Source organism: Sporolactobacillus shoreae, assembly GCF_004684935.1.
Lineage (GTDB): Bacteria > Bacillota > Bacilli > Bacillales > Sporolactobacillaceae > Sporolactobacillus > Sporolactobacillus shoreae.
Genome location: NZ_SRJD01000001.1, coordinates 113,595 through 140,174 on the forward strand (window position 1 = coordinate 113,595; position 26,580 = coordinate 140,174).

General features: G+C 46.3%; 23 protein-coding genes and 1 other annotated feature. All 23 genes read left to right on the plus strand.

Annotated features, from left to right (window positions below):
- Positions 1 to 22: 22 nt before the first annotated feature.
- The 23 genes from rsmH to ileS all read left to right on the plus strand — a co-directional run bounded on the left by rsmH (position 23) and on the right by ileS (position 26,529).
- Positions 23 to 976 (plus strand): 16S rRNA (cytosine(1402)-N(4))-methyltransferase RsmH, encoded by a 954-nt coding sequence (gene rsmH, locus E4665_RS00525; protein WP_135347107.1) that lies wholly within the window; start codon positions 23 to 25, stop codon positions 974 to 976.
- Positions 973 to 1,335 carry a cell division protein FtsL gene (ftsL, locus tag E4665_RS00530; RefSeq protein ID WP_135346843.1) on the plus strand — a complete coding sequence of 121 codons (363 nt, stop codon included), beginning with the start codon at positions 973 to 975 and terminating at the stop codon, positions 1,333 to 1,335. The genes rsmH and ftsL overlap by 4 nt, the downstream gene beginning before the upstream one ends.
- A gap of 14 nt (positions 1,336 to 1,349) precedes the next feature.
- Entirely contained in the window at positions 1,350 to 3,560 is a 2,211-nt protein-coding gene (locus E4665_RS00535; RefSeq protein WP_135346844.1) for a penicillin-binding protein, read from the plus strand.
- Between the two features lie 93 nt (positions 3,561 to 3,653).
- Positions 3,654 to 5,600, plus strand: a complete 1,947-nt coding sequence (locus E4665_RS00540; RefSeq protein WP_135346845.1) for a stage V sporulation protein D — start codon at positions 3,654 to 3,656, stop codon at positions 5,598 to 5,600.
- 137 nt (positions 5,601 to 5,737) lie between these two features.
- The gene (locus E4665_RS00545) at positions 5,738 to 7,210 is read left to right on the plus strand and encodes a UDP-N-acetylmuramoyl-L-alanyl-D-glutamate--2,6-diaminopimelate ligase (RefSeq protein WP_135346846.1); all 1,473 of its coding nucleotides are present in this window, start codon (positions 5,738 to 5,740) and stop codon (positions 7,208 to 7,210) included.
- A 25-nt stretch (positions 7,211 to 7,235) separates the two neighbouring features.
- Positions 7,236 to 8,612 (plus strand): UDP-N-acetylmuramoyl-tripeptide--D-alanyl-D-alanine ligase, encoded by a 1,377-nt coding sequence (locus E4665_RS00550; RefSeq protein ID WP_135346847.1) that lies wholly within the window; start codon positions 7,236 to 7,238, stop codon positions 8,610 to 8,612.
- A gap of 184 nt (positions 8,613 to 8,796) precedes the next feature.
- A complete protein-coding gene (mraY, locus tag E4665_RS00555; protein WP_135346848.1) occupies positions 8,797 to 9,774 on the plus strand; it encodes a phospho-N-acetylmuramoyl-pentapeptide-transferase in 978 nt (325 codons plus the stop codon).
- Positions 9,771 to 11,135 (plus strand): UDP-N-acetylmuramoyl-L-alanine--D-glutamate ligase, encoded by a 1,365-nt coding sequence (murD, locus tag E4665_RS00560; RefSeq protein ID WP_135346849.1) that lies wholly within the window; start codon positions 9,771 to 9,773, stop codon positions 11,133 to 11,135. Before mraY ends, murD begins: the two co-directional genes overlap by 4 nt.
- A gap of 63 nt (positions 11,136 to 11,198) precedes the next feature.
- On the plus strand, positions 11,199 to 12,302 hold the full coding sequence (gene spoVE / locus E4665_RS00565; RefSeq protein WP_135346850.1) for a stage V sporulation protein E: 1,104 nt from the start codon (positions 11,199 to 11,201) through the stop codon (positions 12,300 to 12,302).
- 51 nt (positions 12,303 to 12,353) lie between these two features.
- Complete coding sequence (locus tag E4665_RS00570) at positions 12,354 to 13,205, plus strand: cell division protein FtsQ/DivIB (RefSeq protein WP_241654571.1); 852 nt, start codon at positions 12,354 to 12,356, stop codon at positions 13,203 to 13,205.
- 427 nt (positions 13,206 to 13,632) lie between these two features.
- A complete protein-coding gene (gene ftsA / locus E4665_RS00575) occupies positions 13,633 to 14,907 on the plus strand; it encodes a cell division protein FtsA (protein WP_135346851.1) in 1,275 nt (424 codons plus the stop codon).
- 230 nt (positions 14,908 to 15,137) lie between these two features.
- Positions 15,138 to 16,313 carry a cell division protein FtsZ gene (ftsZ, locus tag E4665_RS00580; protein WP_135346852.1) on the plus strand — a complete coding sequence of 392 codons (1,176 nt, stop codon included), beginning with the start codon at positions 15,138 to 15,140 and terminating at the stop codon, positions 16,311 to 16,313.
- Between the two features lie 270 nt (positions 16,314 to 16,583).
- The gene (spoIIGA, locus tag E4665_RS00585) at positions 16,584 to 17,507 is read left to right on the plus strand and encodes a sigma-E processing peptidase SpoIIGA (protein ID WP_135346853.1); all 924 of its coding nucleotides are present in this window, start codon (positions 16,584 to 16,586) and stop codon (positions 17,505 to 17,507) included.
- Positions 17,508 to 17,540: 33 nt separating this feature from the next.
- Entirely contained in the window at positions 17,541 to 18,251 is a 711-nt protein-coding gene (gene sigE, locus E4665_RS00590; protein ID WP_135346854.1) for an RNA polymerase sporulation sigma factor SigE, read from the plus strand.
- Positions 18,252 to 18,426: 175 nt separating this feature from the next.
- Positions 18,427 to 19,206 carry an RNA polymerase sporulation sigma factor SigG gene (sigG, locus tag E4665_RS00595; RefSeq protein ID WP_135346855.1) on the plus strand — a complete coding sequence of 260 codons (780 nt, stop codon included), beginning with the start codon at positions 18,427 to 18,429 and terminating at the stop codon, positions 19,204 to 19,206.
- A gap of 217 nt (positions 19,207 to 19,423) precedes the next feature.
- On the plus strand, positions 19,424 to 19,690 hold the full coding sequence (locus E4665_RS00600) for a YlmC/YmxH family sporulation protein (RefSeq protein WP_135346856.1): 267 nt from the start codon (positions 19,424 to 19,426) through the stop codon (positions 19,688 to 19,690).
- Between the two features lie 85 nt (positions 19,691 to 19,775).
- A complete protein-coding gene (pgeF, locus tag E4665_RS00605) occupies positions 19,776 to 20,609 on the plus strand; it encodes a peptidoglycan editing factor PgeF (protein WP_135346857.1) in 834 nt (277 codons plus the stop codon).
- 3 nt (positions 20,610 to 20,612) lie between these two features.
- Positions 20,613 to 21,305, plus strand: coding sequence for a YggS family pyridoxal phosphate-dependent enzyme (locus E4665_RS00610; protein ID WP_135346858.1), 693 nt, complete (start codon positions 20,613 to 20,615; stop codon positions 21,303 to 21,305).
- Between the two features lie 4 nt (positions 21,306 to 21,309).
- The gene (locus E4665_RS00615) at positions 21,310 to 21,747 is read left to right on the plus strand and encodes a cell division protein SepF (protein ID WP_135346859.1); all 438 of its coding nucleotides are present in this window, start codon (positions 21,310 to 21,312) and stop codon (positions 21,745 to 21,747) included.
- A 28-nt stretch (positions 21,748 to 21,775) separates the two neighbouring features.
- Positions 21,776 to 22,054, plus strand: a complete 279-nt coding sequence (locus E4665_RS00620; RefSeq protein ID WP_422067235.1) for a YggT family protein — start codon at positions 21,776 to 21,778, stop codon at positions 22,052 to 22,054.
- Positions 22,055 to 22,060: 6 nt separating this feature from the next.
- The gene (locus E4665_RS00625) at positions 22,061 to 22,834 is read left to right on the plus strand and encodes a YlmH family RNA-binding protein (RefSeq protein ID WP_135346860.1); all 774 of its coding nucleotides are present in this window, start codon (positions 22,061 to 22,063) and stop codon (positions 22,832 to 22,834) included.
- A 43-nt stretch (positions 22,835 to 22,877) separates the two neighbouring features.
- Entirely contained in the window at positions 22,878 to 23,399 is a 522-nt protein-coding gene (locus E4665_RS00630; protein WP_135346861.1) for a DivIVA domain-containing protein, read from the plus strand.
- A gap of 77 nt (positions 23,400 to 23,476) precedes the next feature.
- Positions 23,477 to 23,694, plus strand: a binding site (T-box leader).
- A 57-nt stretch (positions 23,695 to 23,751) separates the two neighbouring features.
- Positions 23,752 to 26,529, plus strand: coding sequence for an isoleucine--tRNA ligase (gene ileS, locus E4665_RS00635; RefSeq protein WP_135346862.1), 2,778 nt, complete (start codon positions 23,752 to 23,754; stop codon positions 26,527 to 26,529).
- Positions 26,530 to 26,580: the final 51 nt, after the last annotated feature.

A 26,580-nucleotide genomic window follows, 5' to 3' on the forward strand; every position in this document is an offset into this window, starting at 1 on the left:
ACGCAAGGAGTATGATGATGTGATGTTTGAACACACGACTGTCTTAAAGGAAGAGGCTGTGCACGGGCTGAACATTAAACCGGACGGGCTTTACGTCGATTGCACTTTAGGCGGTGGAGGACATAGCGAAGAAATTGTCAAAAAATTGAAAAACGGGCATCTGTACGCATTTGATCAGGATCAGGAAGCACTGGACGCGGCGGAGAAACGTCTTGAACCCTATTCAGGAAAAATCACTTTTATCAAAGCCAATTTTCGCACAATCAGGGACAGCCTCGCTGAAAGAGAGGTTTTTCACGCAGACGGGATTCTGTTCGATCTTGGCGTATCATCGCCACAGTTCGATCATGCGGACAGAGGATTCAGTTATCAAAATAATGGCCCGCTGGATATGCGGATGGACAGAGAACAGTCGCTTACAGCCGAGGAGATCGTGAATGAGTGGCCTTATGAAAAACTGGCACATATCTTTTTCATGTACGGTGAGGAACGTTTTTCAAAACAGATAGCTAGAACGATTGAACGGCGACGATCTCTGAACCATATTTCGACAACGGAAGAACTCGTTGATTTGATCAAAGAGTCGATTCCCGCTCCAGCCAGGAGAAAGGGCGGTCATCCTGCCAAACGGGTTTTTCAGGCACTCAGAATCGCGGTAAATGATGAACTTGGCAGTTTGGACGATGCCCTTCATCAGTCTCTCGAAGTGCTGAAGGTCGGGGGAAGGATTTCTGTTATTACCTTTCAATCTCTGGAAGACAGATTATGCAAACAATTTTTTAAAAAATACAGTGAATTGCCAGAATTACCTCAGGGGCTTCCACAGCTTCCTGACGAAGATCAGCCGGTCCTTAAGAAAATTTCCAGGAAACCGATTATTCCGTCGGAATCCGAGGTAGAGAGGAATCACCGCGCCAGATCTGCAAAACTTAGAATTGCGGAAAAAGTAAGGACACTCAAGGAGGAGAAACTATGAGTCAGACCCAGCGCGCATTTAATCTAAATGAATCACAATATGCTGAACCGAGACGTCAGTATGTGCAGGGACCGTCGGTTAATACTCGCCGTATTACTAAGGGAGAAAAGTTGCTCTGGGTGCTGGCGGGGACGGCTGTATTCCTCTTTGCAGCGTTAATGGTAACCAATCAGGCGAGATTGTATATGACGTCAAGGGATATTCAGGTATTGCAGGACAAGTTAAGCAACCAGTCGAAAGTGACGCAGCAGCTGAAGGCGGACTCTGACAGCCTGAGTTCGCCTGACAGGATTGTCAAGTTCGCGGAAACCAAGCTGGGTCTGAAGTTGGATATTAACAACGTCAAGGTTCTTCCATAAGGTGGCTTGTGCCTATGTTTCAGAGAAAAAGAAGAGCGATTAGTTATTGGTCAGGGATAGTCGGCGGAATTTTTATGCTGACTTTTTTTATCATTATCGGGAGATTTGTATTTATCGCCCAGGGCAAAGAGATTGATGGCCACAGCCTGATTCAGCTCGGGACCAGACAATGGACCGAAGTCAAAATTGTTGATGAAAAAAGAGGAACGATCTATTCCAGTAATGGCAGTATTCTTGCTGAGGACGTACCCGCCTATACTCTATATGCTGTGATCAGCCCAAAGGCTGCAATACATGTTATTGATAAGGAAAAGACCGCCAGTGAATTGGCTCCGATCCTCAAAATGAAAGAGTCGGATCTCCTTTCCGCACTTAATCGAAAGGCCTATCAGGTTGAATTCGGATCAAAGGGGAGGATGCTCAGCTTTGCAACAAAACAGAAGATAGACAGCCTGAAACTTCCCGGAATCAATTACCTGACCGAATCCAAACGCTATTATCCGGAACAGTCCAGTGCTGCCTACACGATAGGATTTACGCAAACCAATCCGGATAATAACCAGCAGAAGGGTGTGTTCGGGGTTGAACAGTCCATGGACCGCTATCTGACTGAAATGGATGGATCTGTACGCTATTATACAAGTTCGGGCGGTGTGCCGATTCCTGATGAGAAACAGAAGATCAATAAACCCGTTCCCGGTGATAATGTCTATCTGACGCTTAATTCCAGTATACAGACGGTGTTGGATCAGACGATGTCTCGTGTCAACGCTGATTACAAACCGAACAGTATGATCGGCATTGTGGCTGATCCTAAAACAGGCAAAATTCTGGCGATGTCTACGTATCCTGATTTCAATCCTAATCTGAGGGATATTAAACAATTTAGCAACATAGCTATTGCTTCACCTTACGAACCAGGATCCGTCATGAAAACCTTTACAGTGGCTTCGGCTATTGATGCCGGTGTTTTCAATGGGAAGGCTACTTACACGTCCGGTGATTACCGGGTAAAGGGAGGGACGATTCACGACTGGAATCGTGCCGGATGGGGAACAATTAATTTTGACCAAGCGTTTGAACTTTCCTCAAACGTTGGAATGTCTGTACTTACAGACAAATATCTCGGGCCTGACCGTCTTGGAACCTATCTAAAAAAATTTGGATTTATGCAAAAAACAGGTATTGATCTTCCCGGGGAGCAGGCGGGGATCGTTAACTGGACTTGGCCGATTGACAAGCTGGAAGCTTCGTTTGGACAAGGTTCCGCTTTTACAGCGATGCAGATCGTTCAGGCTTCAACAGCGATCGCTAATAATGGTGTCATGATGCGCCCTTATGTGGTGGATAAAGTTGTTAATCCTGAAAACGGAAAAACAGTCCTTGCCAATCATCCCGTTGTCTCCGGCCATCCGGTCTCCGCGTCTGCCGCAGAACAGACGCGTGCGCTGATGCGTCAGGTGATCACAAATAAGAATGTAGTGAACGGCGTCGGAGCGACGGGTACCGCTTTTGATCTGCCCGGCTATGATGTCATCGGAAAGACCGGAACAGCTCAGATCGCAATGAACGGACAATATCTTGTAGGAAAAAACAACTACGTGTATTCCTTTCTGGGCATGGCGCCCCAGAATAATCCGAGAGTCATTGTTTATGTGGCGATCAAACAACCGCACTTAAAACCGACGGATCTTGGCTCAGAACCTGTCGTTGACATCGCCCGGCCAGTGATGACAAGCAGCCTTCAATATTTGCAGGTGGATAAAAAAGTGGTCCAGGGAAGCGGACAAAAGGCTGCCCCATCTGTTAAACTTGGCGATTACGCCGGGCAGCCGTTGGATCAGACGGCCCGATCGCTTCAGAGCTTCGGCCTCAACCCGATAGCGTTAGGCGACAGTCCGACAGTCAGTCGTCAGTTCCCATATCCTGGAGAAGAGCTTGAGGTTGGGAGCAAAGTCATCCTTTATAGCGGGGGAGCGGTGAAAATGCCGAATATCCAAGGCTGGTCGCTTGCAGACGCGATGAAACTGGCAAATATCACGGATCTGAAATTGAATACCCAGGGATACGGCTTTGTTGATCAGCAGAAACCGTCGCCCGGAAGTCAGCTGAAGAGCGGCGACACTCTGACAATTGATATGAAACCTTCATTACAGATGAACATTCAAACAAGTGAGAATAAGGGGAATAATACCGGCGTTTCTGGTGTGTCACCCCAGCAATAAAAGAAAACACGAACAAAGTCCCCCTCTATAGCCTGTTCTATTTTTCTTTTCCTCCTCATAAGGGTAGGACAAGAAAGATAGGAGGGGCTTTTTGTGCGGATCTCAAAAAATAAGGTAAAAAAACGGCTGCTTCTTATCCTGGTCACCGGCCTTCTAGTGTTCACCGTCTTTTTGGGCAGACTGATTTATGTACAGATATTCAATAACCATTGGCTGACGAAAAAAGCGCTTGAAGAATGGGGCAAAAATATTCCTTACGAGGCCGAGCGCGGGGACATACTCGATCGGAACGGGAAAGTACTTGCAACCAATGTAAGCAGTCCCTCTGTACTTGTTGTTCCAATCCAAATTCCTGCTCAAAGCAGAAATTCAACGGCAGACAAACTAGCCCAAGTTCTCGGAATGAGCAAGAAAAAAGCTTATGAAAAAATTACAGAACATCAGTCCATCGTCCGCATTACTCCTGAGGGGAGAAAAATATCCAATGAAAAGGCCTCGCAAATTCGCGCCCTTGCGCTTCCCGGCGTATTTATCGCTGAAGACTTTATCAGGAATTACCCAAACGGAAGCTATCTGGCCCATGTGCTCGGGTTTGCCGGAATTGACAATCAGGGGCTGACAGGCCTTGAATCCTATTATAATGACGGTTTGAAAGGTGAGAATGGCAAGGTGTCATTCTTCTCCGATGTCCGTGGGAACCGAATGTCTAACCTGAAAGATCAGTATACCCCCCCGACCAGCGGGTCGAGCCTGATGCTGACCATAGACTCACGAGTTCAGTCGATCATCGAGAGGGAATTAAATAATGCGATGGCTGTTTATCATCCTGAAAGCGCCCTCGCGATAGCTATGGATCCGAATACCGGTGAAATTCTGGGCATGTCTTCGAAACCGGATTTTAACCCCGGAAAATATCAGAATGTTTCGCCCGAAGTCTATAACCATAATCTGCCGATCTGGAAAACCTATGAACCCGGATCAACCTTCAAAGTTATTACACTGGCCGCGGCACTTCAGGAAAATGTCGTAAATCTCCAGAAGGACCATTTTTATGACTCGGGTTCAATTGATGTTGCGGGAACCAATCTGCATTGTTGGAAAAAGGGCGGGCATGGTTCCGAGACCTTCCTTCAGGTCGTTCAGAATTCCTGCAACCCGGGATTTGTCGCTCTCGGGGAACGCCTGGGGAAAAACAGACTTTTTTCATATATCGATAAGTTCGGATTTGGGGAAAAGACAGGTATCGATCTACAGGGGGAAGCCAAGGGTATTCTTTTCAAAAAAGATAAAGTGGGCCCGCTTGAAACGGCGACTACGGCATTCGGACAAGGTGTATCTGTCACGCCCATCCAGCAGGTGGCGGCCGTCTCGGCGGCAATCAACGGCGGGTATCTCTACGAGCCCCATCTCGCCAAGGCATGGATTGATACCGATACAGGGCAAACGATTAACCGGATAGAGCCTGTCTTGAGGAGACAAGTGATTTCAGCGTCGACTTCCAAAAAAGTCAGAGATGCACTTGAAAGTGTTGTGGCGCAGGGAACAGGGCGCAATGCATTTGTGGATGGTTACCGTGTCGGAGGAAAAACAGGAACTGCTCAGAAAGTCAATCCGAATGGTGGAGGGTATATGGACGGCAATTACATTGTCTCATTTATGGGTTTTGCTCCGGCAAATAACCCGAAGATTGTCGTGTATGTAGCGATTGACCATCCGAAAGGGACTGTCCAATTTGGCGGGACGGTATCGGCCCCAATTGCCGGTCGGATTATTGGGGACAGTCTGAGCGCGATGGGGGTTGAGAAGCAAAGCGGGGGACTGGAGAAGGAAGCAAGGTGGCCGGATCAGCCTCTGATTAAAATTCCGGATTTGACAGGAGTTAATAAAAACGATCTTGCAAATTACGATCTTAATTTGAATCTGAAGGCTGAAGGAAGCGGAAATGTCGTGGTGATGCAGTCGCCTCAGGCGGGAGTAAAGGTCAAACAAGGTTCAACAATAATGATATACTTAGGTGACAAAAAGAAATCGAATGATTAAAATAAGCAGGGGACAGAGAGCCGGTGTGTCTTGCAGCCGGCTTTTGGTATACATATTTAAATCTGGTCTGCGCTTTAACTGAATCACCCTGAGGCATTTTTCCAAATTCTATTCTGATCATTAAGGACGTGTATTTGATGAAATTAGCTGATTGTCTTGAAGCGTTGAGAGACTTCAGGCAAGATAGAGAGGGAAATCCTAATATCAGTCATTTAGTGATTGACTCACGTCTGGTACAACCGGGTTCCCTGTTTTTTTGTATCAAAGGTCATCATCGTGACGGGCACCTTTATGCCGCGATGGCGGAGAAGAAAGGAGCAGCGGCAATTATCGCCCAGGACACCATTCAGGCTTCTGTGCCTGTTGTCTATGTCAGTGATACACACCGGGCTCTGGCCATGATCTCCGACCGGTTTTACGGATACCCAAGCCATGATCTGCATCTGATCGGTGTGACCGGCACAAATGGAAAAACAACCATTACTTATCTTGTCCGGGCCATTCAGGAGGCCTGCGGTATGAACACCGGACTGATCGGGACTATGGGCATGCATTATAAAAATCACGAAGTTTCCGTAGAAAATACAACTCCCGAAGTTCATCTTATTCATGAGAATCTGTCAAAGATGAGAGATGAAGGCGCAGTTTCAGTAGTCATGGAAACATCTTCAAATGCGCTTTACGACGGACGGGTACACGGCTGTGATTTTAATGTCGGGATTTTTACCAACCTGACTGAAGATCATCTTGATCTTCATGGCACAATGAAAGATTATATGTATGCAAAAAGCCTTCTTTTCTCTCAGCTTGGCAATAGTTATGGATGCTCCGGGAAAATAAAGGCTGCCGTGCTCAATTCAGATGATCCGGTTTCCGAAGTCTATCGTCATATGACAGCGGCACATGTGATGACGTACGGCATTGACCATCCAGCTGATTTTAGGGCTGAATCTGTGCAAATTACACCGAAGGGAACATCATTCACTTTGAATGTCCGTGGAGAGACGTATCCCGTTGCCATGAAATTGATCGGCAAGTTCAGCGTCTATAACGTTCTTGCCTCCCTGGCAGCTTGCTCGGTGAACGGTTTCGCTATGGAAGAGATGATCCATGCAGTTGAGCAGGTTGCGGGGGTTTCCGGAAGGTTCGAAACAGTCTCAGCAGGACAGGATTTCTCGGTCATTGTTGACTATTCCCATACGCCTGACAGCCTCGAGAACGCACTTGCTACAATAAAGGAATTTGCCCACAAGCGCATTCTCACAGTTGTCGGGTGCGGCGGGGACAGAGAACGAGGCAAGCGGCCGATTATGGCCAGAATTGCCGTTGAGAACAGCGATCTCGCAATACTAACATCTGATAACCCAAGAACGGAAGATCCGGAGTTCATCCTTTCAGAGATGGAATCTGGCGTTCAGGGACGTGATTACAAAAAAATTACTGACCGTCGTGATGCGATCAGATTTGCCGTCGGACAGGCGGAGCCCGGAGATATCATACTGATCGCCGGCAAAGGCCACGAAGATTATCAGATTATCGGTACTGTCAAACACCATTTTGATGATCGTGAGATTGCAAAAAAAGCAATTATTGAGATAATGGAAAAGTAATATTTCCACAAGGAGAGTTAAACGAATGAGTATAGGTATTGACATAGTTCGTGGACAGGCGATTCAGATACTGGGAAATCTGGAGGGCCTGAACCGCCTGAATATCATGACCGACAGCCGTAAACCGGTAACCAATGGCCTTTTTGTGCCTCTGACCGGTGAAAATTTTAACGGTCATCGTTTTTTAGCAGATGCGATTAATAACGGGGCACAGGCTGCCTTGTGGATGGAAAGGGAGCCTGTGCCTGATCATCTTCCTGAGGGTTTTCCGATGTTTCTTGTTAAAGATACACTGGACGCCCTTCAAAGTATGGCCAAGGCTTTTTTAACTCAGTGCCGTCCGAAAGTCATTGCGATTACAGGCTCTAATGGGAAGACGACGACAAAAGATATGGTGTACGGCATTGTATCGAGAACCTTTAAAGCATATAAAACTCAGGGCAACCATAATAATCATATCGGTGTGCCTTTGACCATTCTGTCGATGCCTGAAGATACTGAAGTGCTGGTACTGGAGATGGGCATGAACCATTTTGGCGAACTGACTTTCCTCAGTCAGCTCGCTAAACCGGACATCGCGATCATCACAAATATCGGCGAGTCGCATATTGAATATCTGGGGAGCAGGGAAGGGATTGCCAAGGCAAAGCTCGAGATCATAAACGGCTTGAAAAAGAGAGGTAATTTGATTATTGATGGAGATGAACCACTGCTCACAAATATTCATACGAACGCCTTTCATATTATCCGCTGCGGCTACCAGAATGATAATGAGTGGAAAATTACGGGGGTAAAAGAAGGGACCGACGGATATCGTTTCTCACTCAACAACGGTCTGAGCGAATACACCGTTCCTGTTCTTGGCCGGCACAATGTTAAAAATGCGGTTTACAGCCTGACAGCTGCAAAACTGCTGAGTATCAATGCCCAGACGATTAAGGAAGGGCTGAAAAATCTAAACCTGACAAAAATGCGTTTTGAGAAAGTCAAAGGCCTGAATGATTCGCTGCTGATCAGTGATTGCTACAACGCCAGCCCGACTTCGATGAAGGCATCGCTTGAAACGCTTAAGGACCTTCCGGGATATAAAAAAAGGGTAGCTGTTCTTGGTGATATGTATGAACTCGGAGAGAATGAAGAACAGCTTCACCGGAGCGTGGCCGAAGTGCTCACTTCTCCGCTGACTCATGTCGTGACCATTGGGAAAAAAGGGGCATGGATTGTTCAACCTTTATTAGAAAATAGTCACGGAGCTCACATTGTCATCCGTTCTTTTTCAGAGAAAATGGATGCGCGCTCCTATCTTGCTGATTTGCTTGATGACCAAACAGTGATGCTTTTTAAAGCTTCTAGATTGCTTGCCCTCGAGCAGCTGGTAGGGGAACTAAGTTCAGAAAAATAATTCTTTGGAATTTACTGAAATCATAAATTAAGAAAAATTGTAGAGCCGAAAATATTTTTTCATCATAATTGGTCCTGTTATACCGTTAAGTAAAAGAAACGGCAAAGAACAACCAGGCCTCTGGCTGCGTCAAGTTTTCTTTATTTGGCCAGCTCGTTATATATTTAAAGGAGCGGAACGATCCATGATTTTGGTCTTATTAACCGGTTTGGCACTCTCATTTTTAGTTACGCTAATTCTTGCACCACTTATTATCCCTCTGCTGAGGCGACTGCATTTCGGGCAGTATATCAGAGAGGAAGGTCCCAAGAGCCACCAGAAGAAGGCAGGAACGCCGACTATGGGCGGTGTGATTTTTTTAACGGGTATGCTGATCGCACTGCTGGTCATTGCGTTTAACTATCATGTTGCGGATCAAAACACTTACATGCTTTTGTTTGTTTCGCTTGGTTTTGGGGTTGTCGGACTGGCGGATGATTTCATTAAAGTCGTGATGAAGCGGAACATGGGCCTGACTTCAAAGCAGAAGATGCTAGGGCAGCTGATCATCGCAGCTATTTTCATGTATGTCACCACACGTTACGATTATTCAACTTTTCTTTATGTTCCTGGTACGCACTGGATGATTAACCTTTATTGGCTCTATCCTGTATTTGCCGTTTTCATTTTGATCGGTGTTCCGAATGCGACGAATCTGACAGATGGAATGGACGGACTGCTTTCAGGGCTTGCCGCCATTTCGTTTGCGGCTTTTGCGATTATAGCGGTTGCCGCAAACCAGCTCGGCATCGCTTTTTTTGCGACTGCGATGATGGGCGCAATGCTTGGTTTCCTTGTTTTCAACGCGCATCCGGCAAGGGTGTTTATGGGGGATACCGGATCCCTCGCAATCGGCGGAGCTTTGGCGGGAATATCCATACTCACGGGAACGGAAATCCTGCTTGCGGTAATCGGCGGTGTTTATGTAATCGAAACATTATCCGTTATTATTCAAGTGATCTCATTTAAAACTACGGGAAAAAGAGTATTCAGAATGAGCCCGATTCACCACCACTTTGAACTGGGCGGGTGGTCGGAATGGAAGGTTGTCACAGTATTCTGGCTGGTCGGACTGATTCTGGCCATTATCGGTGTTTATCTGAAGGTGGGGATGATCAATTGAAAAAATTGGATAATTACGCCAATAAAAAAGTTTTGGTTTTGGGTCTCGGGAAAAGCGGTTACGCCGTAGCCAAATTAATGCACAGCCTCGGAGCAGAGGTAACGGTGAATGACCGCAATGATCTGAGGGGCAATGCACATGCGGATGAATTGAAAAAAAAAGGCGTGCGTGTCATCGATGGCGGACATCCGCCAGACTTGGTCGACAACGAAGTTTCTGTTCTAATCAAAAATCCGGGGATTCCGTATACCAATCCATTAGTTAAAAAAGCGATTGAATTGGGGATCCGTGTGATTACCGAAGTTGAAATTGCGTCCGAACTCTCTGAGGCACCCTTTATCGGTATTACTGGATCGAATGGAAAGACGACGACGACGATGCTGCTCGGCGAGATGATGAAGGGATCGGATCTTGAACCGATTGTCGCTGGGAATATTGGTACCGCGCTGACATCTGTTGTCCAGGATTTGACTAAAAAGAACGTCATCGTGGCAGAACTGTCAAGTTTTCAGCTGCTGGGCACTGAAAACTTTCATCCCAAGGTCGCTGTTGTACTCAATATTTTTGATCATCATCTGGACTACCATGGGACAGTCGAAAACTATGCTAACGCTAAGGCACGGATTACATTCAATCAGACATCAAATGATTTTTTGGTTTATAACGCTGACAGTGAGCGTGTGATTCATTTTGTCGCGGAAAAAACGAAGGCTGAAGCAGTCCCTTTTTCAACAACAAAGAGAGTCGAGAAGGGTGCGTACCTTACTGATGGCGTCATTTACTTCAGACAAGAAAAGATCATGAACGCTGACGAAATGGGCCTCCCGGGCGAGCACAATCTTCAGAATGCACTTGCGGCCGTCGCGGCGGCTCGCGTGTGCGACGTTTCGGCTGAATATATTGCGCATGTACTAAGAACATTTACCGGCGTGCGGCATCGGCTCCAATATGTTGATATTATTCAAGGGCGCACGGTCTACAACGATTCAAAAGCAACGAATATTCTGGCAACGTCCAAAGCTCTGGCAGCCTTTCCTGGCAAAGAAATTGTTCTTCTTGCCGGCGGGCTGGACCGCGGCAATACATTTGATGCACTCGTACCGGATTTGAAAAAAGCAAGGATCAAAGCCGTACTGCTTTTCGGCCAGACAACAGCGAAGTTAAAAGATGCCTGTGAAAAGGCCGGGATCCCGACGATCAGGCCTGTAGAAAATGTTGAGGCAGCAGTCCCTGAGGCCTTCTCATTATCTAAACCGGGTGACGTGATTCTTCTTTCTCCGGCATGCGCGAGTTGGGATCAATATAAATCTTTTGAGCAACGTGGAGACATTTTTATCGACGAAGTGAATAAGTTTAGATAAGGACAGGCATGCCGGTAAATTAAAACCGGCGAATGGCTGCTTTGTCTGAACGGAGTGTTGTCCATGTCGGTACGGCGACGGCAATCGCCGGATCTTCTGCTGCTTTTTACCGCACTGGCGCTTCTGGCGGTAGGACTGGTTATGGTTTATAGTGCGAGTGAGGTTTCTGCCGCTCACAAGTTCAGCGGTGATTCATTCTATTTTCTGAAAAGGCAATTGCTTTTTGCAGCCGTCGGACTTGGAATGATGTTTACCGTCATGAAGATTGATTATAGAGCTTGGAAACCTTGGATAAAGATGGGACTCGCATTGTGCTTCTTTTTGCTGATTCTGGTTCTTATTCCCGGAGTTGGCCTTGCCAGAGGCGGAGCAAGAAGCTGGCTCGGGATTGGCGCTTTTTCAATCCAGCCATCTGAATTTATGAAGGTGGCCTTAATCTTTTTTCTGGCAAAATATCTGGCAGAGAATCAGCAGAAATTGCCTTCATTCTGGAAGGGGCTGATTCCCTCTTTAATGCCGGTTCTGCTTGCCTTTGGCCTGATCATGCTCCAGCCTGATCTGGGGACGGGTACCGTGCTGGTGCTGACCTGCCTGACCATGGTTTTTGCCGCTGGAGCACGGATCAAACATTTTGTCATCATGGGCGCGATCGGACTTGCCGGAGCTTCTGGCCTGATTCTCTCTGCTCCATATCGGATTGAACGGTTAGTCTCATTTCTCGATCCTTGGAAGGATGAGATGGGGAGCGGTTTCCAGATTATCCAGTCACTGCTGGCTATAGGACCTGGCGGGCTCATGGGTTTTGGTTTAGGGCAGAGCCGCCAGAAATATCAGTATCTTCCGGAGGCACAGAACGATTTCATCTTTTCAATCATCTCCGAAGAGTTGGGGCTGATCGGGGCGGCATTTGTCCTTTTGCTCTTTTGTCTACTTTTGTGGAGAGGCATGCTTGCCGCAATTAGAGCGCCTGATCTCTTCGGAACACTTCTGGCACTGGGCATTACCGGAATGATCGCGATTCAGGTCATGATTAATATCGCGGTCGTGACAGGTCTGATTCCGGTGACCGGGATTACACTTCCCTTTCTTAGTTACGGCGGATCTTCTCTGACTCTGATGCTCGTTTCCATTGGCATTTTGTTAAACATTAGCAGTCAGGCAAGATAAACTGAAAACAGACTTCGCCCTGTTTTGATTTCAGAACAGGGTTTGCTGTTTATGGGAAAACAAAATACAATAGAAATTGACCGGAAAGCCAACGCGCGGTCTGCTGCACTGCCGAAATTGTACGGAGGGAAGATAATGGACAGAAATAAAGTCATTCCGCTTGAAGACCGGCTACCACAGCTTAAAAAAGAGCGAAAACAGAAAGCTAACCGGCGCTTCGCACTCTACGCGACCATTTTTTTTCTGCTGATTCTGGCAGTTGTTTACTTTCAATCCCCTCTCAGCCGGGTGAGCCGGATTTCTGTTTCCGGTCAGCAAATTGTCAGCCGCTCGGAAGTGCTGCGAGCGAGCGGTATTTCTAACAAAACACATATCTGGGACGTCGGTTCTGGAAATGTTGAAAAGCAAATTGAGAAACTCCCTTCGATCCAGCACGCGTCTGTTCGTAAGGCTTTTCCCAATAGTGTGAGTATTCACATCCAGGAGTATGGGAGAAAGGCTTATCTGCTAAAAAACGGGACTTATTTTCCTATTCTGCAAAACGGTACATTGCTTGGCCCGCTGCAAAAAGGATTCATGCCAACGGATGCACCGATACTGGTCAATTTTACAAACCCGTCCGCGTTGAAGGAAGTTTCAGAAGGCCTTGCTGCGATCCCGGCATCACTTGTTCATGGTATTTCTGATATTCATTACATAAATGGCGGAACAGATCCTGACAATCTGATTCTCTACATGAATGATGGAAACCGAGTTGTAGCAAATTCAAAGACATTCGGTGATAATATTAAACTTTATCCGGAAATTCTTGCCAACCTGCCGAATGGCGAACATGGAACGGTTCATTTGAGCGTCGGCAGTTACTTTGTCCCTGATCAGAGTCCTAAAAGCAATAATCACTGAGCGTGCTTTTGAAAGGTGCGTCTGAGTGTAAACTTGCTGTAGAAGAATTTTATGTTACCGCGTCATTTGCATCTTTTCTAGTCTATCATCTTGGTGTAGACTATAAATTAGTTGCAGTTTCATAAATTTTGAATCAATTAATTGAATAAAAGAGACTGATTATCTATTTATTTTTTTTCTGCGTTGCCGATATTAACATGTAAGGTTATATTTGTTTGTTTCATTGCTCTGTCAATAAAGGGATATGTTCCGTTTTGTAGAATACATAACAATGTACTGTATTCCTCTGATCAGGAACAGAAAGTGCTGGGTTGAAATAAAAAAATCTTTCAATTGCACATTTGTCGCGTAGGTCAAAATAGCCCGAATCAAACATCCCTGAGTTAAGATATTGTTACTTTTTTCAGACTAAAGGGGGTGCCGCGGAATGAATAGTGAAAATGTTTTTGTCAGTCTTGATATCGGAACATCAAGCATTAAAACTTTGATTGGTGAAATGGCGGGAGGATCGCTAAATGTGATCGGCGTCGGCGAATCTGAATCCTTTGGCATTAAAAAGGGTTCCATCGTCGATATTGATGCGACGGTTCGCTCCATAAGGCAAGCCGTTGAACAGGCCGAAAGAATGGTTGGTCTGACAATTAAGAGTGTCATTGTCGGTATTTCAGGCAATCATATTCAGCTTAGGCCGTGCCATGGCGTGGTCGCCGTAGCGAGCGAAAGTCACGAAATCGGGGACACGGATATCGGCCGGGTCATTGATGCCGCCCAAGTCATGTCGATTCCCCCTGAGCGGGAAATCATTGATGTGATTCCTGAGCAGTTTATCGTCGATGGAGTGGATGAAATCCATGATCCGCGTGGGATGATCGGTGTAAGACTGGAGATGGAGGGAACTCTGATCACCGGATCGAAAACGGTTCTTCATAACCTGCTTCGGTGTGTTGAACGAGCGGGTCTCGAAGTTTCGGACGTCTGCCTGCAGACACTGGCTCTCGGATCTGTCGCGCTCACTGAAGATGAAAAAAATCTGGGTGTCGCGCTTGTTGATATCGGGGGCGGCGCGACAAGCGTGGCAGTCTTTGATCAAGGGGCACTTCTCTCCACATTTGAATTGCCTATTGGCGGAAATCATGTGACAAAAGATATTTCAATTATTCAACGTGTTCCTATGGATGAGGCTGAACAATTGAAGATTAAGCATGGGGCTGCGGTCGTTAAAGCCGCATCCCCTGAAGATACCTTTACAGCTTCTCAGATTGGCAGCGCCAAAAAACAGACGCTTAATCAGGAAACTCTTGCGGAGATCATTGAGGCGCGCATTGGGGAACTGTTTGATATTGTCCGTGAAGAACTGCAGCGCATTGGTGTTTACGATCTGCCGGGCGGTTTCGTTCTGACCGGCGGCGTAACTGCCATGCCAGGTGTACTTGATCTCGCTGTTCAGAAGCTCGATGCCAACGTGCGGATCGCAGTTCCCGACTATATTGGTGTGCGTGAACCCAAATTCACCGCGTGTATCGGACTGATACAATTTGCCTATCACAATGTGAAGATTCAGGGTAAGGAGGTTGCAGCGGCAATCTCTTCTGATCGGTTTGAACCTCAGCCGAAGCAGCACAAGGTGAAAAAAACAGGCGGCAAGGAACATGAGAGCATGACTTCGAAAGTAAAAAGCTGGTTCAATATGTTCTTTGACTGACGTTAATCATTTGTTTTACACAATAAGAAAGAATAAAAGAGTTAAAGAAATAGTGTAAAGGGACGAACTGAGAACGCCATGTCCTATGGCTTGTTCGGTGTTAGGCCATCCTTGGCCGTCACAACTTAGGCTCAGCCGGCGCCAGAAGCTTGGCTTCACCAAGTTTTCTTAATAAGATACAGGCAAATTGCTGCGGCGAAAATTTGACCTCTGAATGGGAGGAAATGAGAATGTACGATAGTGACGTGGAAACAGAGCACCTTGCAAAAATTAAAGTCATTGGTGTCGGCGGTGGCGGCAATAACGCCGTTAACAGAATGATTGAGAGTGGTATTCAGGGTGTTGAATTTGTTTGTGCCAACACGGACGCCCAGGCGTTGAAATTTTCTAAAGCCGCTACGAAACTTCAGCTTGGAGAGAAACTCACCCGGGGACTCGGTGCCGGTGCCAACCCTGATGTTGGTAAAAAGGCGGCTGAGGAAAGCAGGGACCAGGTTGAAGAAATTCTGAAGGGTGCCGATATGGTATTTGTGACCGCCGGAATGGGTGGCGGAACAGGAACCGGAGCTGCGCCTGTCATTGCGGAGATTGCCAAAGATGTCGGCGCTTTGACAGTCGGCGTGGTTACGCGTCCTTTTACTTTTGAAGGAAGAAAGCGTGCGAAACAGGCACAATTTGGAATAGCAAACCTGAAGGAAAAAGTTGATACATTGATTGTCATTCCAAATGACCGATTACTCGAAATCGTTGATAAAAATACCCCGATGCTGGATGCTTTCAGGGAAGCCGACAATGTATTGCGGCAAGGTGTTCAGGGTATTTCAGATCTGATCGCTGTACCTGGTCTGATCAACCTGGATTTTGCCGATGTAAAAACGATTATGACCGAAGGCGGTTCAGCTCTGATGGCTATTGGTATCGCTTCGGGTGAAAATCGCGCGGCTGAAGCTGCGAAAAAGGCGATTTCCAGTCCTCTTCTAGAAAAATCCATTGACGGCGCCAAGGGTGTCCTAATGAACATTACGGGCGGCAATAATCTGAGCCTTTATGAAGTAAATGAAGCTGCTGACATTGTCGCAACCGCAGCTGATGAAGATGTCAATATGATTTTCGGTTCCGTGATCCGCGAAGAAATGGAAGATGAGATCGTTGTTACTGTCATTGCGACAGGTTTTCTTTCGGAAGAAAAAGAGCCGCAGAAGGCTCCGGAATCCGACAGTTTGATCAGACGAAGGCCTGTACCGGAAGAGAACGAGGTTTTGAAAAAGAAGCCCCAGAATTTTCGGCGTGAGGACGGGCTGAAGCATCCGGATCAGACTGCACGTCGGCCCCATGGGATTATCGAGGACGAGGACACACTGGACGTTCCGACATTTTTGCGCAACCGTCATCAAAGGAATCAATAATGTTTTCCTTTTTTTCGAAAGATCCACGTCATTAACGATCCGCTCAACTTAGAGGCAGGGACAGGGATGATATTCATCCGGAGTTCCTGCCTCTTTATTTATTTTCGACTTTCTAAGATCAGATCATGGTCCTTCTTAAACAAAAGGCAAGTTTAACAAAGCCAAACAAAAAGTGTCAAAATAACAGAAAAAATCCGGTCACAGAGCGACAGACTTTCACAGATAAGGCCCGTATACTAATCCTAAACACGCGAGGAAGAAGGTGGGATAGTGGTACTTTATCTTGACGCAGTCTGGCTGCTTAACTTACTGATCGATGCCTGTCTGCTGAAACTCACTGCTCTCATGCTTAAACGCAGGGTGTACAGGATGCGTCTCCTATTTGGTGCGTTGATGGCATCTTCTGTCGTTCTGATCCTTTTCACACCTTTTGCCATTCTAGTAACACATCCGCTCGGTAAATTTCTCTTCTCCGTTTTGATTATTTTTATCACTTTTGGCTATGGCAGACTGTCCGTCTTTCTTCAGAATCTCGCTGCTTTTTATTTTTCAGCTTTTGCCATTGGTGGAGGCCTCTTCGCACTCCATTATTTCTTTCAGAACGGTACAGTTTATGCAGACAGCCGATTTTTCAATACGATGAATTTCGGCGATCCGATCAGTTGGATTTTTGTTGTTCTGGGTTTTCCCGCGCTGTGGCTCTTTTCCAAAAAGAGAATGGAACAGACAGCGGTTCGCAAATGGGCGGACTCTACCGGAGCAGAAATAACGGTCATGATATTTAATCAGACCATTCGTTCAAGAGCGCTGATTGACAGTGGCAATAAGCTTTATGATCCCCTGACCAGGCTTCCGGTCATGTTTCTCAGCAGGGAAGCCTGCGGAGATAAGGTTCCCGCAGCTTTGATTCAGATGGCAGAAATGAATGATCCGTTTCAGGTATCTCCGGATCTTCCGGGTGAATGGGAGAGCAGGATTACATGGGTGCCTTATAGTTCTGTGGACGGAACAACGCGCTATATCATTGCGTTCAGGCCGGATCAGGTGCTGATCACCCACGAAGGCCGGACGGTCGAATGCAGAAGGACTCTTATTGCTTTGACGGCACAGAAGTTGAGCGCGTCCGGAGATTTCAGCAGTATTCTTCATCCGGACATGCTGCTCAATGGAAAAACGATAGAACCAGCGTCCTGATCAGAAAAATCGTATAAGAGGGAGGGAATCAGCATGAAATTCTTTCTTGCTGAAGTTTGGCACAAGATTCTTGTTAAACTGCATATTCGTCCTGAAGAAATCTATTATATCGGAGGGAGCGACGGCCTGCCGTCACCTTTGACCAAAGAAGAAGAAGCGGAGCTGATGAAAAAGCTTCCCTCAGGTGATGAGAAAGTAAGGGCTACTTTGATTGAACGCAACCTGCGGCTTGTGGTTTATATTGCCAGAAAGTTCGACAATACGCGGATTAACATTGAAGACCTGATCAGCATCGGAACCATCGGCCTGATCAAGGCGGTCAATACGTTCAATCCCGAAAAAAAAATCAAATTGGCTACCTATGCTTCGAGATGCATTGAAAATGAGATTCTGATGTATCTGAGACGAAATAACCGGACACGTTCAGAGGTCTCACTGGATGAACCATTGAATGTTGACTGGGATGGCAACGAATTGCTTCTCTCCGATGTTCTGGGCACAGCAAACGATATAACAACATCGGATATGGAGCGAAAAGTAGATCACACGCTTCTCAAGAATGCTATGCTGATGCTCAGCGACAGGGAAAAGGAGATCATGACGCTTCGCTTTGGCCTAGAAGGCGGGAAAGAGAAAACACAGAAAGATGTCGCCGATCAGCTTGGCATTTCCCAGTCCTATATTTCCCGACTTGAAAAAAGAATTATTAAAAGGCTTAAAAAGGAATTCAGCAAAATGGCTTAATGATCTGATCGGAGCGTCTGCAGAAAACTCGATGCATAAAATGACTTCCTCAGGAGATACTTGACCTTATGACAGGGAGAAAACGAAACTCCGGTATTCCGGGTTAAAAATCCGGAAGATTGCCGTTAAATTTTCGCCCTCATTCAAGCAGTCAGGCACTGGGAGGTTGTCCTTCATGGCACGGCATAAAGTTGAAATCTGCGGGGTCGATACGTCTAAACTTCCTGTACTGACCAATGCAGAGATGCGTAAGTTATTTGCAGAATTACAGTCGGGGAAAAAAGAAGCCAGAGAAATTTTGGTTAACGGGAATCTCCGGCTGGTGCTCAGCGTGATTCAGAGGTTCAATCATCGAAGCGAATCTGTAGACGATTTATTTCAGGTCGGCTGTATCGGATTAATGAAATCAATTGATAATTTTGATTTGAGCCAAAATGTCAGATTTTCCACTTATGCGGTCCCCATGATCATTGGGGAGATCAGACGATATTTAAGAGACAATAATCCAATTCGGGTATCGCGTTCACTGCGTGACATGGCCTATAAAGCATTGCAGGCAAAAGAGCGCTACGTAGCGAAACACTCCAAAGAGCCCACATCCGCTGAGCTCGCAAAAATCCTTGACCTTCCTGTGGAAGATGTTGTTTTTGCGATGGACGCGATTCAGGATCCTGTCTCGCTGTTTGAACCCATTTACAGTGATGGCGGAGACCCGATTTTTATCATGGATCAGATCAGTGATGAAAAGCACCGGGACAAAGAGTGGGTTGATAATATCGCTCTGAAAGAAGCGATGAGTAAGCTGCATGATCGGGAAAAGAGAATTGTGGCCATGCGTTTTTTCTACGGCAAGACGCAAATGGAAGTAGCTCAGGAAATCGGCATCTCACAGGCGCAGGTTTCCAGGCTTGAAAAGATGGCAATAAAAGAAATGAATCAGGATATTGGACCATAAAATGCTTGCTTCGGCAAGCATTTTTTCACTTTAAGTATGAAATTTAAGGGATTAATGGATAAAAGGTTAAGCAGTCCACAACGAAGTTACAGTTTGTGCCAGAGTGTTGGCTTTGTCAAATGCGCTTTATACAATTGGCTTTCAGAAACAATATTTTTCACTTCTCAATCATTTCTGTTCCCCATATATATTTTATTAACGAAAAGGGGGAAGAGCAATGCCCAGAATATCTGATTTTCAGACCAAGGAAGTTGTGAATGTGGAAAATGGAAAGCGTCTTGGCCATATTGGTGATCTCGATGTCAATCTTTCATCGGGGAAAATTGAGAATCTTATCATTCCCGGAGCGGGACGTGTGCTTGGTTTGTTCGGGAGAGACAATGACGTAGTTGTGCCATGGAGTAATATCGTCAGAATAGGAGCCGATGTCATTCTGGTCCGTTTCTATAATGATCCTGATGCGCCTGTTCGGGAAAAGGAATGACAAAAAATTACACTTCTTATTGATGTGTATGTTAAAATATACAATGAATAGGCTGCGTTTTGTCAGATGATGGAGGGTGAAAATATTGAGTGAGCCCTTTTCCCTGGTTAGTGATGTGGCACTGCTCAGGCAACCTGTTGTCTTCGAAACGGGACGGATTGTTGCAGGTTTTTCGCTCAGAAGAGGAGGGACAAGTACTGGCCCTTTCTCCTCACTAAATATGGGGCTTCATGTAAAAGACGAATCCGGACGTGTGGTGAAGAATCGCAGGATTTTAGCCGGACAAATTGGTTTCCCACTGAACAGTTGGGTCTGTGCCGAACAGGTTCATGGCACAAATATTGCCCGGGCAACTCCAGAGATGGCAGGTGCCGGAGCTGACAGTATGGAGACGGTGGTTCGAAATGTGGACGGTCTTTTTACGACTGAAACAGATCTGCTCCTCTCGCTCTGTTTCGCAGATTGCGTTCCGATTTACTTTTATTGTCTGAAACCGGTTGCTGTCGGCATTTTTCACGCAGGCTGGAGGGGAAGTGTCGGTCTTGGAGCCGGAAAAATGGTCGATAGGCTCAGCCGCGAACTTCAGATTGAGCCAGAAGCCATTAGTGCTGTGATCGGACCAGCCATCGGCGCTCAGGATTACGAAGTGGATCAGAAAGTGTTTGATAAGGTCCGGTGTTTGGATCCTGCGATTTGGTCTGCAGCAGTACACCCGCATGGGTCAGGCCATTATTTACTTGATTTGCAGGAACTCAACCGTGCCGTTCTGATTCACTCAGGAATTCCGGAAAAACAGGTTTTTGTTACAAAATATACAACTTATGCTTTTCCGGATCTTTTCTACTCTTTCCGGAGGGATCACGGGGTGACAGGACGGATGATGGGTTTTATCGGTATAAAGGACGAAGGAGAAAGTTAAGCATTGACAGTAGCGGAAAATTTTAAAAAAGTAAATGAAACTATTCAAATGGCGTGCGAGAAATCCGGACGCAGGCGTGAAGATGTATCGGTGATTGCGGTCACCAAATATGTGAGTGATGAGAGGGTTCGGGAAGCGGTGGAAAGCGGCCTTTTTAATCTGGCGGAGAACAGGAAGGAAGGTTTGCTTGAAAAGCAGCGGGCGATCCAGGATCACCGGATAACCTGGCATCTGATTGGCACGCTTCAGACCCGTAAGGTTAAAGACGTTGTTGACCGAATTGATTACTTTCACGCGCTCGATCGTCTGAAGCTTGCTGAAGAAATTAATAAGAGGAAAGAAACCGGTCAGCTGAAATGTTTTATTGAAATGAATATTTCAGGTGAAGAAACGAAACACGGCATTAAAGAGGACGAACTGAACGAATTCATTGATAAACTGGAAGAATTTGAGCACATCAGGATTGTCGGCCTGATGACGATGGCACCGAACACGGAAGATCGTGCGTTAATACGTGAAGTATTCCGACGATTAAGATATTGCCGGGATAAAATACGCGACAGAAATCTTGATTATGCACCCTGTACGGAGCTGTCTATGGGTATGTCACATGATTACCCGATAGCTGTTGAAGAAGGTGCTACGTTCGTCAGAATAGGAACTGCTCTTGTTGGAAATGAATTGAAGGGGAGCTAAGAAAATGGGCCTTAAATCGACAATCAGACGTTTTTTTGATCTCGAAGAAACAGTTGATCCGATGGAGGAAGAGCACTCATCACATTACAGGTCTGACGAAAGCAAACCAGCCGTACAGGAAAATCAGTTGGCTGGAAAAAATGGAAAGCTGGTCGCCTTTCAAAATATCCGGCAGCAGGAGAAAATGATATTGGTGGAACCCAAGTCATTTGATGAAGTAGAGGGTATTGTTGCTCATCTCAAGGGCAAGAGAACTGTAATCTGCAGCCTTCAGAGCGTCACAAAAGCCGATGGCCGGCGGATCCTCGACTTTATGAGCGGGACGACTTTTGCTCTCAATGGGCAAATCCGCAAAATCAGTAATGATACTTTTTTGTTTGCACCTGAGTCCGTTGATATTTCGGGCATGATCAGCGGATGGAAAATGGACGACCAGGCATGATAACTGAAGTGACAATGAGGTGAATTTAGTGAGTATAGTGTTGTTCTGGATTGCGACAATCTTATCTGAAGCATTAAATATCTATAAATGGATTTTGTTCATCTATATATTAATGTCGTGGTTGCCTAATTTGGCGAACTCATCGGTCGGTGCTCTTTTTGCAAGGGTTTGCGAACCCTTTCTGGCACCCTTCAGGAGAATCATTCCTCCAATTGGCGGTGTGATTGATATTTCTCCGATGATTGCGTTTCTTGCTCTTTGGTTTGCCCAGGTCGGAATCTTCAGTATTGCCGCGATATTCGGGTGAGTGACCATGTCTGTATATGAACACTTTCGTCCCGAAGAGAAACCATTGATCGATCAGTTTCTTGACTGGAAGGAGCAGGTATCGAGAAGGTACGCTGCCAGACTGACAGATTTTTTGGATCCGCGCCAGCAGCGGATCCTTAAGTCTGTGATCGGAAAAAATGATGAAGTCAGTGTCTCCTTTTCTGGCGGTTATAACGGGGCAGAGAGAAAAAGAGCTCTGCTTTTACCGCCCTACTCGCCGGAGAGTGAAGATGCCTTTGAACTGTCTTACGTTGAAGTTGAATTTCCCGCGAAATTTGTCTCTCTGTCTCATTCCGAACTCTTGGGCGCATTGATCGGAACAGGCGTTATCCGAGGAAAGATAGGTGACCTTATTGTCACAGATTCGCATGCTCAGTTTATTTGTTCAAAGGATATAGAGCCCTATCTGGCGATGAATCTCACCTCTGTCGGAAGAACGGATGTCTCTTGCAAGCCAATTGAGCAGAACCGGCTGATACATAACGAAGAAAAATGGGAGGAGTCCGGCGGAACAGTCTCTTCTCTCAGGCTGGACACCGTACTTTCTGAAATTTATCATCTGCCCAGATCCAGGGTTGCTGAGCTTATCGAAAGAAAAATGGCCAGGGTCAACTGGCAGCTTACAGAGAAAAAGGATTTTGAACTGGGTGAGGGGGACGTCCTCTCGCTGCGCGGTCATGGCAGAAGCAAAATAATATCCGTTGAAGGCCTGACAAAAAAGAACAAAATTCGGTTGCAATATGGTAAACTGTATTAAACAGAAAATTTAGTTTCATGTATTGACTTGGAGGTGTATCGGATTGCCATTAACACCATTGGATATTCATAATAAAGAGTTCTCCCGTGGTTTTCGCGGGTATGATGAAGATGAAGTCAATGATTTTCTTGATCAGATTATCAAGGATTATGAAGCGCTGATCAGAGAAAAGAAGGATCTCGAACAGCAAGTTAAAAATTCCGGGGAAAAACTAAGCCATTTTTCCAATATCGAGACGACACTCAACAAAAGCATTCTGGTGGCGCAGGAGACTGCGGAGGAAGTTAAGAATAGTGCGAATAAAGAAGCCAAGCTGATTGTCATGGAAGCAAAGAAAAATGCTGATCGGATTATCAACGAGGCGCTTGAAAAATCACGAAAGGTCACATTGAACATTGAGGAATTGAAAAAAGAAGCCAATGTTTACCGGACTCGTTTTCAGATGCTGATCGAAGCTCAGCTGGAACTTTTAAAGAGTGATGACTGGAAGAGCCTATCATCCAATCCCGACGGTGACGCGGAAACTGCAGACGCCAACTCTGAAGTTTTGAGAACACAGGCTTGACGCGCGTGCGGCATTTGAATATACTGTTCATACATTGAAGTAGTGATTGCCTGGATTGAAACAGGCGGAAAACATGAGAATAAGCGCTGACGGGGAGAGTATTCATGGCGGCGAAACCAAGCGAACCGGGGAATGGTGTGAGCCCGGCGTTTTCAGCAATGAAGAAGATCACCCCTGAGTTTGTGCCTGAAAAATTTTGATGAGTAAGGCATGGCGTATGATCCGCGTTAAGGATTTTCTGAGTGACAGATTTTATCTGTTATTAGGGTGGTACCGCGGTCCTTCCGTCCCTTTGGGATGGAAGGACCTTTTTGATACAGAGGAATAAGAAAAAAATGGAGGCGTTAAGGCTTTGGACTACAAACAAACATTACTGATGCCGAAAACAGCATTCAAGATGCGGGGCAGTCTGCCAAACAAAGAACCGTTGATGCAGAAAAAGTGGGATGATGAACATCTGTATAAGCAATCGCTGGAACATAATGCGGAAAAACCGCAGTTTATTCTTCATGACGGACCGCCCTATGCGAATGGAAACATTCATATCGGGCACGCTGAAAATAAAGTCTTGAAGGATATAATCAACCGTTTCAAATCAATGACTGGATTTCAGACGCCTTATGTGCCGGGCTGGGATACGCACGGACTGCCGATCGAGCAGCAGCTTGCAAAGCAAGGTATTGACCGAAAAAAGATGTCGATTGCAGAACTTCGCGAAAAGTGCAAAGAATATGCGCTCGGACAGGTGGAACATCAAAAAGAGCAATTCAAGCGTCTTGGTGTTCGCGGAGACTGGGATCATCCATATCTGACACTGAACAAAGAATTTGAAGCGGAACAGATTGAAGTTTTCGGGGAAATGGCAAGAAAGGGGTACATCTACAAAGATAAGAAGACAGTTTACTGGTCCCCTTCATCCGAATCTGCTCTGGCCGAAGCGGAAATCGAATATAAAGACGTTAAGTCCTATTCAATTTATGTTTCTTTTCATGTCACTGACGGCAAGAATGTCCTGAATCCGGATGAAGAAGTCGTGATTTGGACAACAACACCTTGGACCATTCCAGCGAACCTGGCGATCGCGGTTAATCCAAAATTTGATTACAGTGTGGTTCAGGTCGGCGAAAAGAAATTTGTTGTCGCGACAGATCTTGTTGAATCACTGACCGGTACTTTTGGATGGGAAACCCCGCAAACCCTTCGGACGTTCAGCGGAAAAGTTCTGGAAGGTGTGGTTTGCCGCCATCCTTTCTATGACCGTGATTCCGTGGTGATCCTTGGGGATCATGTGACCCTTGATGCAGGTACCGGCTGTGTTCATACTGCACCGGGATTTGGCGAAGACGACTTTAATGTCGGTAAAAAATACGGACTGGACATCCTTTGCCCCGTCGATGATAAAGGGTTAATGACTGACGAAGCTCCAGGTTTTGAAGGCCTTTTCTACTCGGATGCAAATGAACCTGTTATGGATAAACTGGAAGAAGTCCATGCGTTGCTGAAAAAAGGGACTTTCACCCACTCCTACCCTCACGACTGGCGTACGAAGAAGCCGGTGATCTGGCGGGCGACAAAACAATGGTTCGCTTCTATCAAAGCCTTCCGAGGAGAAATTCTTAACGCGATTCATGAAGTGAAATGGACGCCATCCTGGGGCGATCTTCGGATGACCAATATGATTAAAGACCGCGAAGACTGGTGCATTTCCAGACAGCGTGCGTGGGGTGTTCCGATTCCTGTTTTCTACGGTGAAGACGGGGAACCGATTATTACGGGTGAAACCATCCATCACGTAGCGGAACTGTTCCGCCAGTATGGATCGAACATCTGGTTTCAGCGCGAAGCAAAGAATCTACTTCCAGAAGGATTTACATCAGAGCACAGCCCGAACGGTGTGTTCCGTAAAGAGACGGACATCATGGATGTTTGGTTTGATTCAGGTTCGTCACACCAGGGTGTCCTGACCACACGACCGGAACTGAGACGGCCTGCTGACATGTATCTGGAAGGTTCCGATCAGTATCGAGGCTGGTTTAACTCCTCTCTTGCGACCTCTGTTGCTGTAACCGGGCACGCTCCTTATAAGCAGGTTCTAAGCCATGGGTTTACACTGGATGGCCAGGGACTGAAAATGAGCAAGTCCGTAGGTAACGTCATTGATCCGATGAAGGTCATGAAACAGTTTGGAGCGGACATCATCCGGCTCTGGGTCGCTTCAGTCGACTATCAGGCAGATGCGCGTGTATCCAATGAAATCCTTGCCCAGGTTGCGGAAGTTTACCGCAAGATCCGGAACACGGTCCGGTTCATGCTCGGTAATCTGAATGATTTCACGGAAAATGATGCAGTTGCTGTAAAAGATATGCCTGAACTGGAAAGATATATGCTGATCCGGTTGAATGAACTGATTGACACATGCCTGGATGGCTACAATGAGTATCAGTTCCAGAATGTTTATAAAGCGCTGCAGAATTATTGTTCGATTGATTTGAGCGCTTTCTACATGGATGTCGCGAAGGACGCGCTCTATGTCCAGCCTAAGGACAGTCTCGTCCGTCGATCGGCTCAGACGGTACTGTACAAAACAGTTTTGGCGCTGACCAAGTTATTGTCGCCGATTATCCCGCATACAGCTGAAGAAATCTGGCAGTTCATTCCGGGAGCAGCTGAAGTTTCGGAATATGTTCAGCTGACCGACATGCCAGAACTGGAAACAGTAGCGGACGCTGATGAACTCAAAAAGAAATGGAAGACCATTCTTTCCGTGCGTGACGATGTACTGAAGTCGCTTGAAAAAGCACGTGATGCCAAGCTGATCGGCAAATCGCTGGAGGCCGCGGTTACTATTTTTGCAACGAAGTCCACTGAGTGGCTCAAGGAACAGCCGTCACTTGACAAATTGTTCATTGTCTCACACGTTGACGTTGAAGCCCCGTCTGTCACAGTCCCTGATACGGCCGACCAATATACTCTGGATTCAGTAGCTGTTCGTCCGGCTGAAGGTGAAAAATGTGAACGCTGCTGGTCGGTTCTTCCTTCCGTGGGACAAGATCACGATCATCCGACGCTTTGTGCGAGCTGCAGTGAAACGGTCAGGCATGATTATGCGGGTGTAAGCCTCGAAGAGTAATCTTTTCCATAAAACGAAATAATTATGCTGTCTAAATCCCTGTCTTTATCC

Coding starts and splice junctions, on each gene's coding strand:
- E4665_RS00545 (WP_135346846.1), top strand. CDS start 5,738: ATGAAATTAGCTGATTGTCTTGAAGCGTTGAGAGACTTCAGGCAAGAT.
- E4665_RS00570 (WP_241654571.1), top strand. CDS start 12,354: ATGGGAAAACAAAATACAATAGAAATTGACCGGAAAGCCAACGCGCGG.
- rsmH (WP_135347107.1), top strand. CDS start 23: ATGTTTGAACACACGACTGTCTTAAAGGAAGAGGCTGTGCACGGGCTG.
- ftsL (WP_135346843.1), top strand. CDS start 973: ATGAGTCAGACCCAGCGCGCATTTAATCTAAATGAATCACAATATGCT.
- E4665_RS00600 (WP_135346856.1), top strand. CDS start 19,424: ATGCCCAGAATATCTGATTTTCAGACCAAGGAAGTTGTGAATGTGGAA.
- E4665_RS00550 (WP_135346847.1), top strand. CDS start 7,236: ATGAGTATAGGTATTGACATAGTTCGTGGACAGGCGATTCAGATACTG.
- sigE (WP_135346854.1), top strand. CDS start 17,541: ATGAAATTCTTTCTTGCTGAAGTTTGGCACAAGATTCTTGTTAAACTG.
- spoVE (WP_135346850.1), top strand. CDS start 11,199: ATGTCGGTACGGCGACGGCAATCGCCGGATCTTCTGCTGCTTTTTACC.
- ftsA (WP_135346851.1), top strand. CDS start 13,633: ATGAATAGTGAAAATGTTTTTGTCAGTCTTGATATCGGAACATCAAGC.
- E4665_RS00625 (WP_135346860.1), top strand. CDS start 22,061: ATGTCTGTATATGAACACTTTCGTCCCGAAGAGAAACCATTGATCGAT.
- E4665_RS00615 (WP_135346859.1), top strand. CDS start 21,310: ATGGGCCTTAAATCGACAATCAGACGTTTTTTTGATCTCGAAGAAACA.
- ftsZ (WP_135346852.1), top strand. CDS start 15,138: ATGTACGATAGTGACGTGGAAACAGAGCACCTTGCAAAAATTAAAGTC.
- mraY (WP_135346848.1), top strand. CDS start 8,797: ATGATTTTGGTCTTATTAACCGGTTTGGCACTCTCATTTTTAGTTACG.
- sigG (WP_135346855.1), top strand. CDS start 18,427: ATGGCACGGCATAAAGTTGAAATCTGCGGGGTCGATACGTCTAAACTT.
- E4665_RS00535 (WP_135346844.1), top strand. CDS start 1,350: ATGTTTCAGAGAAAAAGAAGAGCGATTAGTTATTGGTCAGGGATAGTC.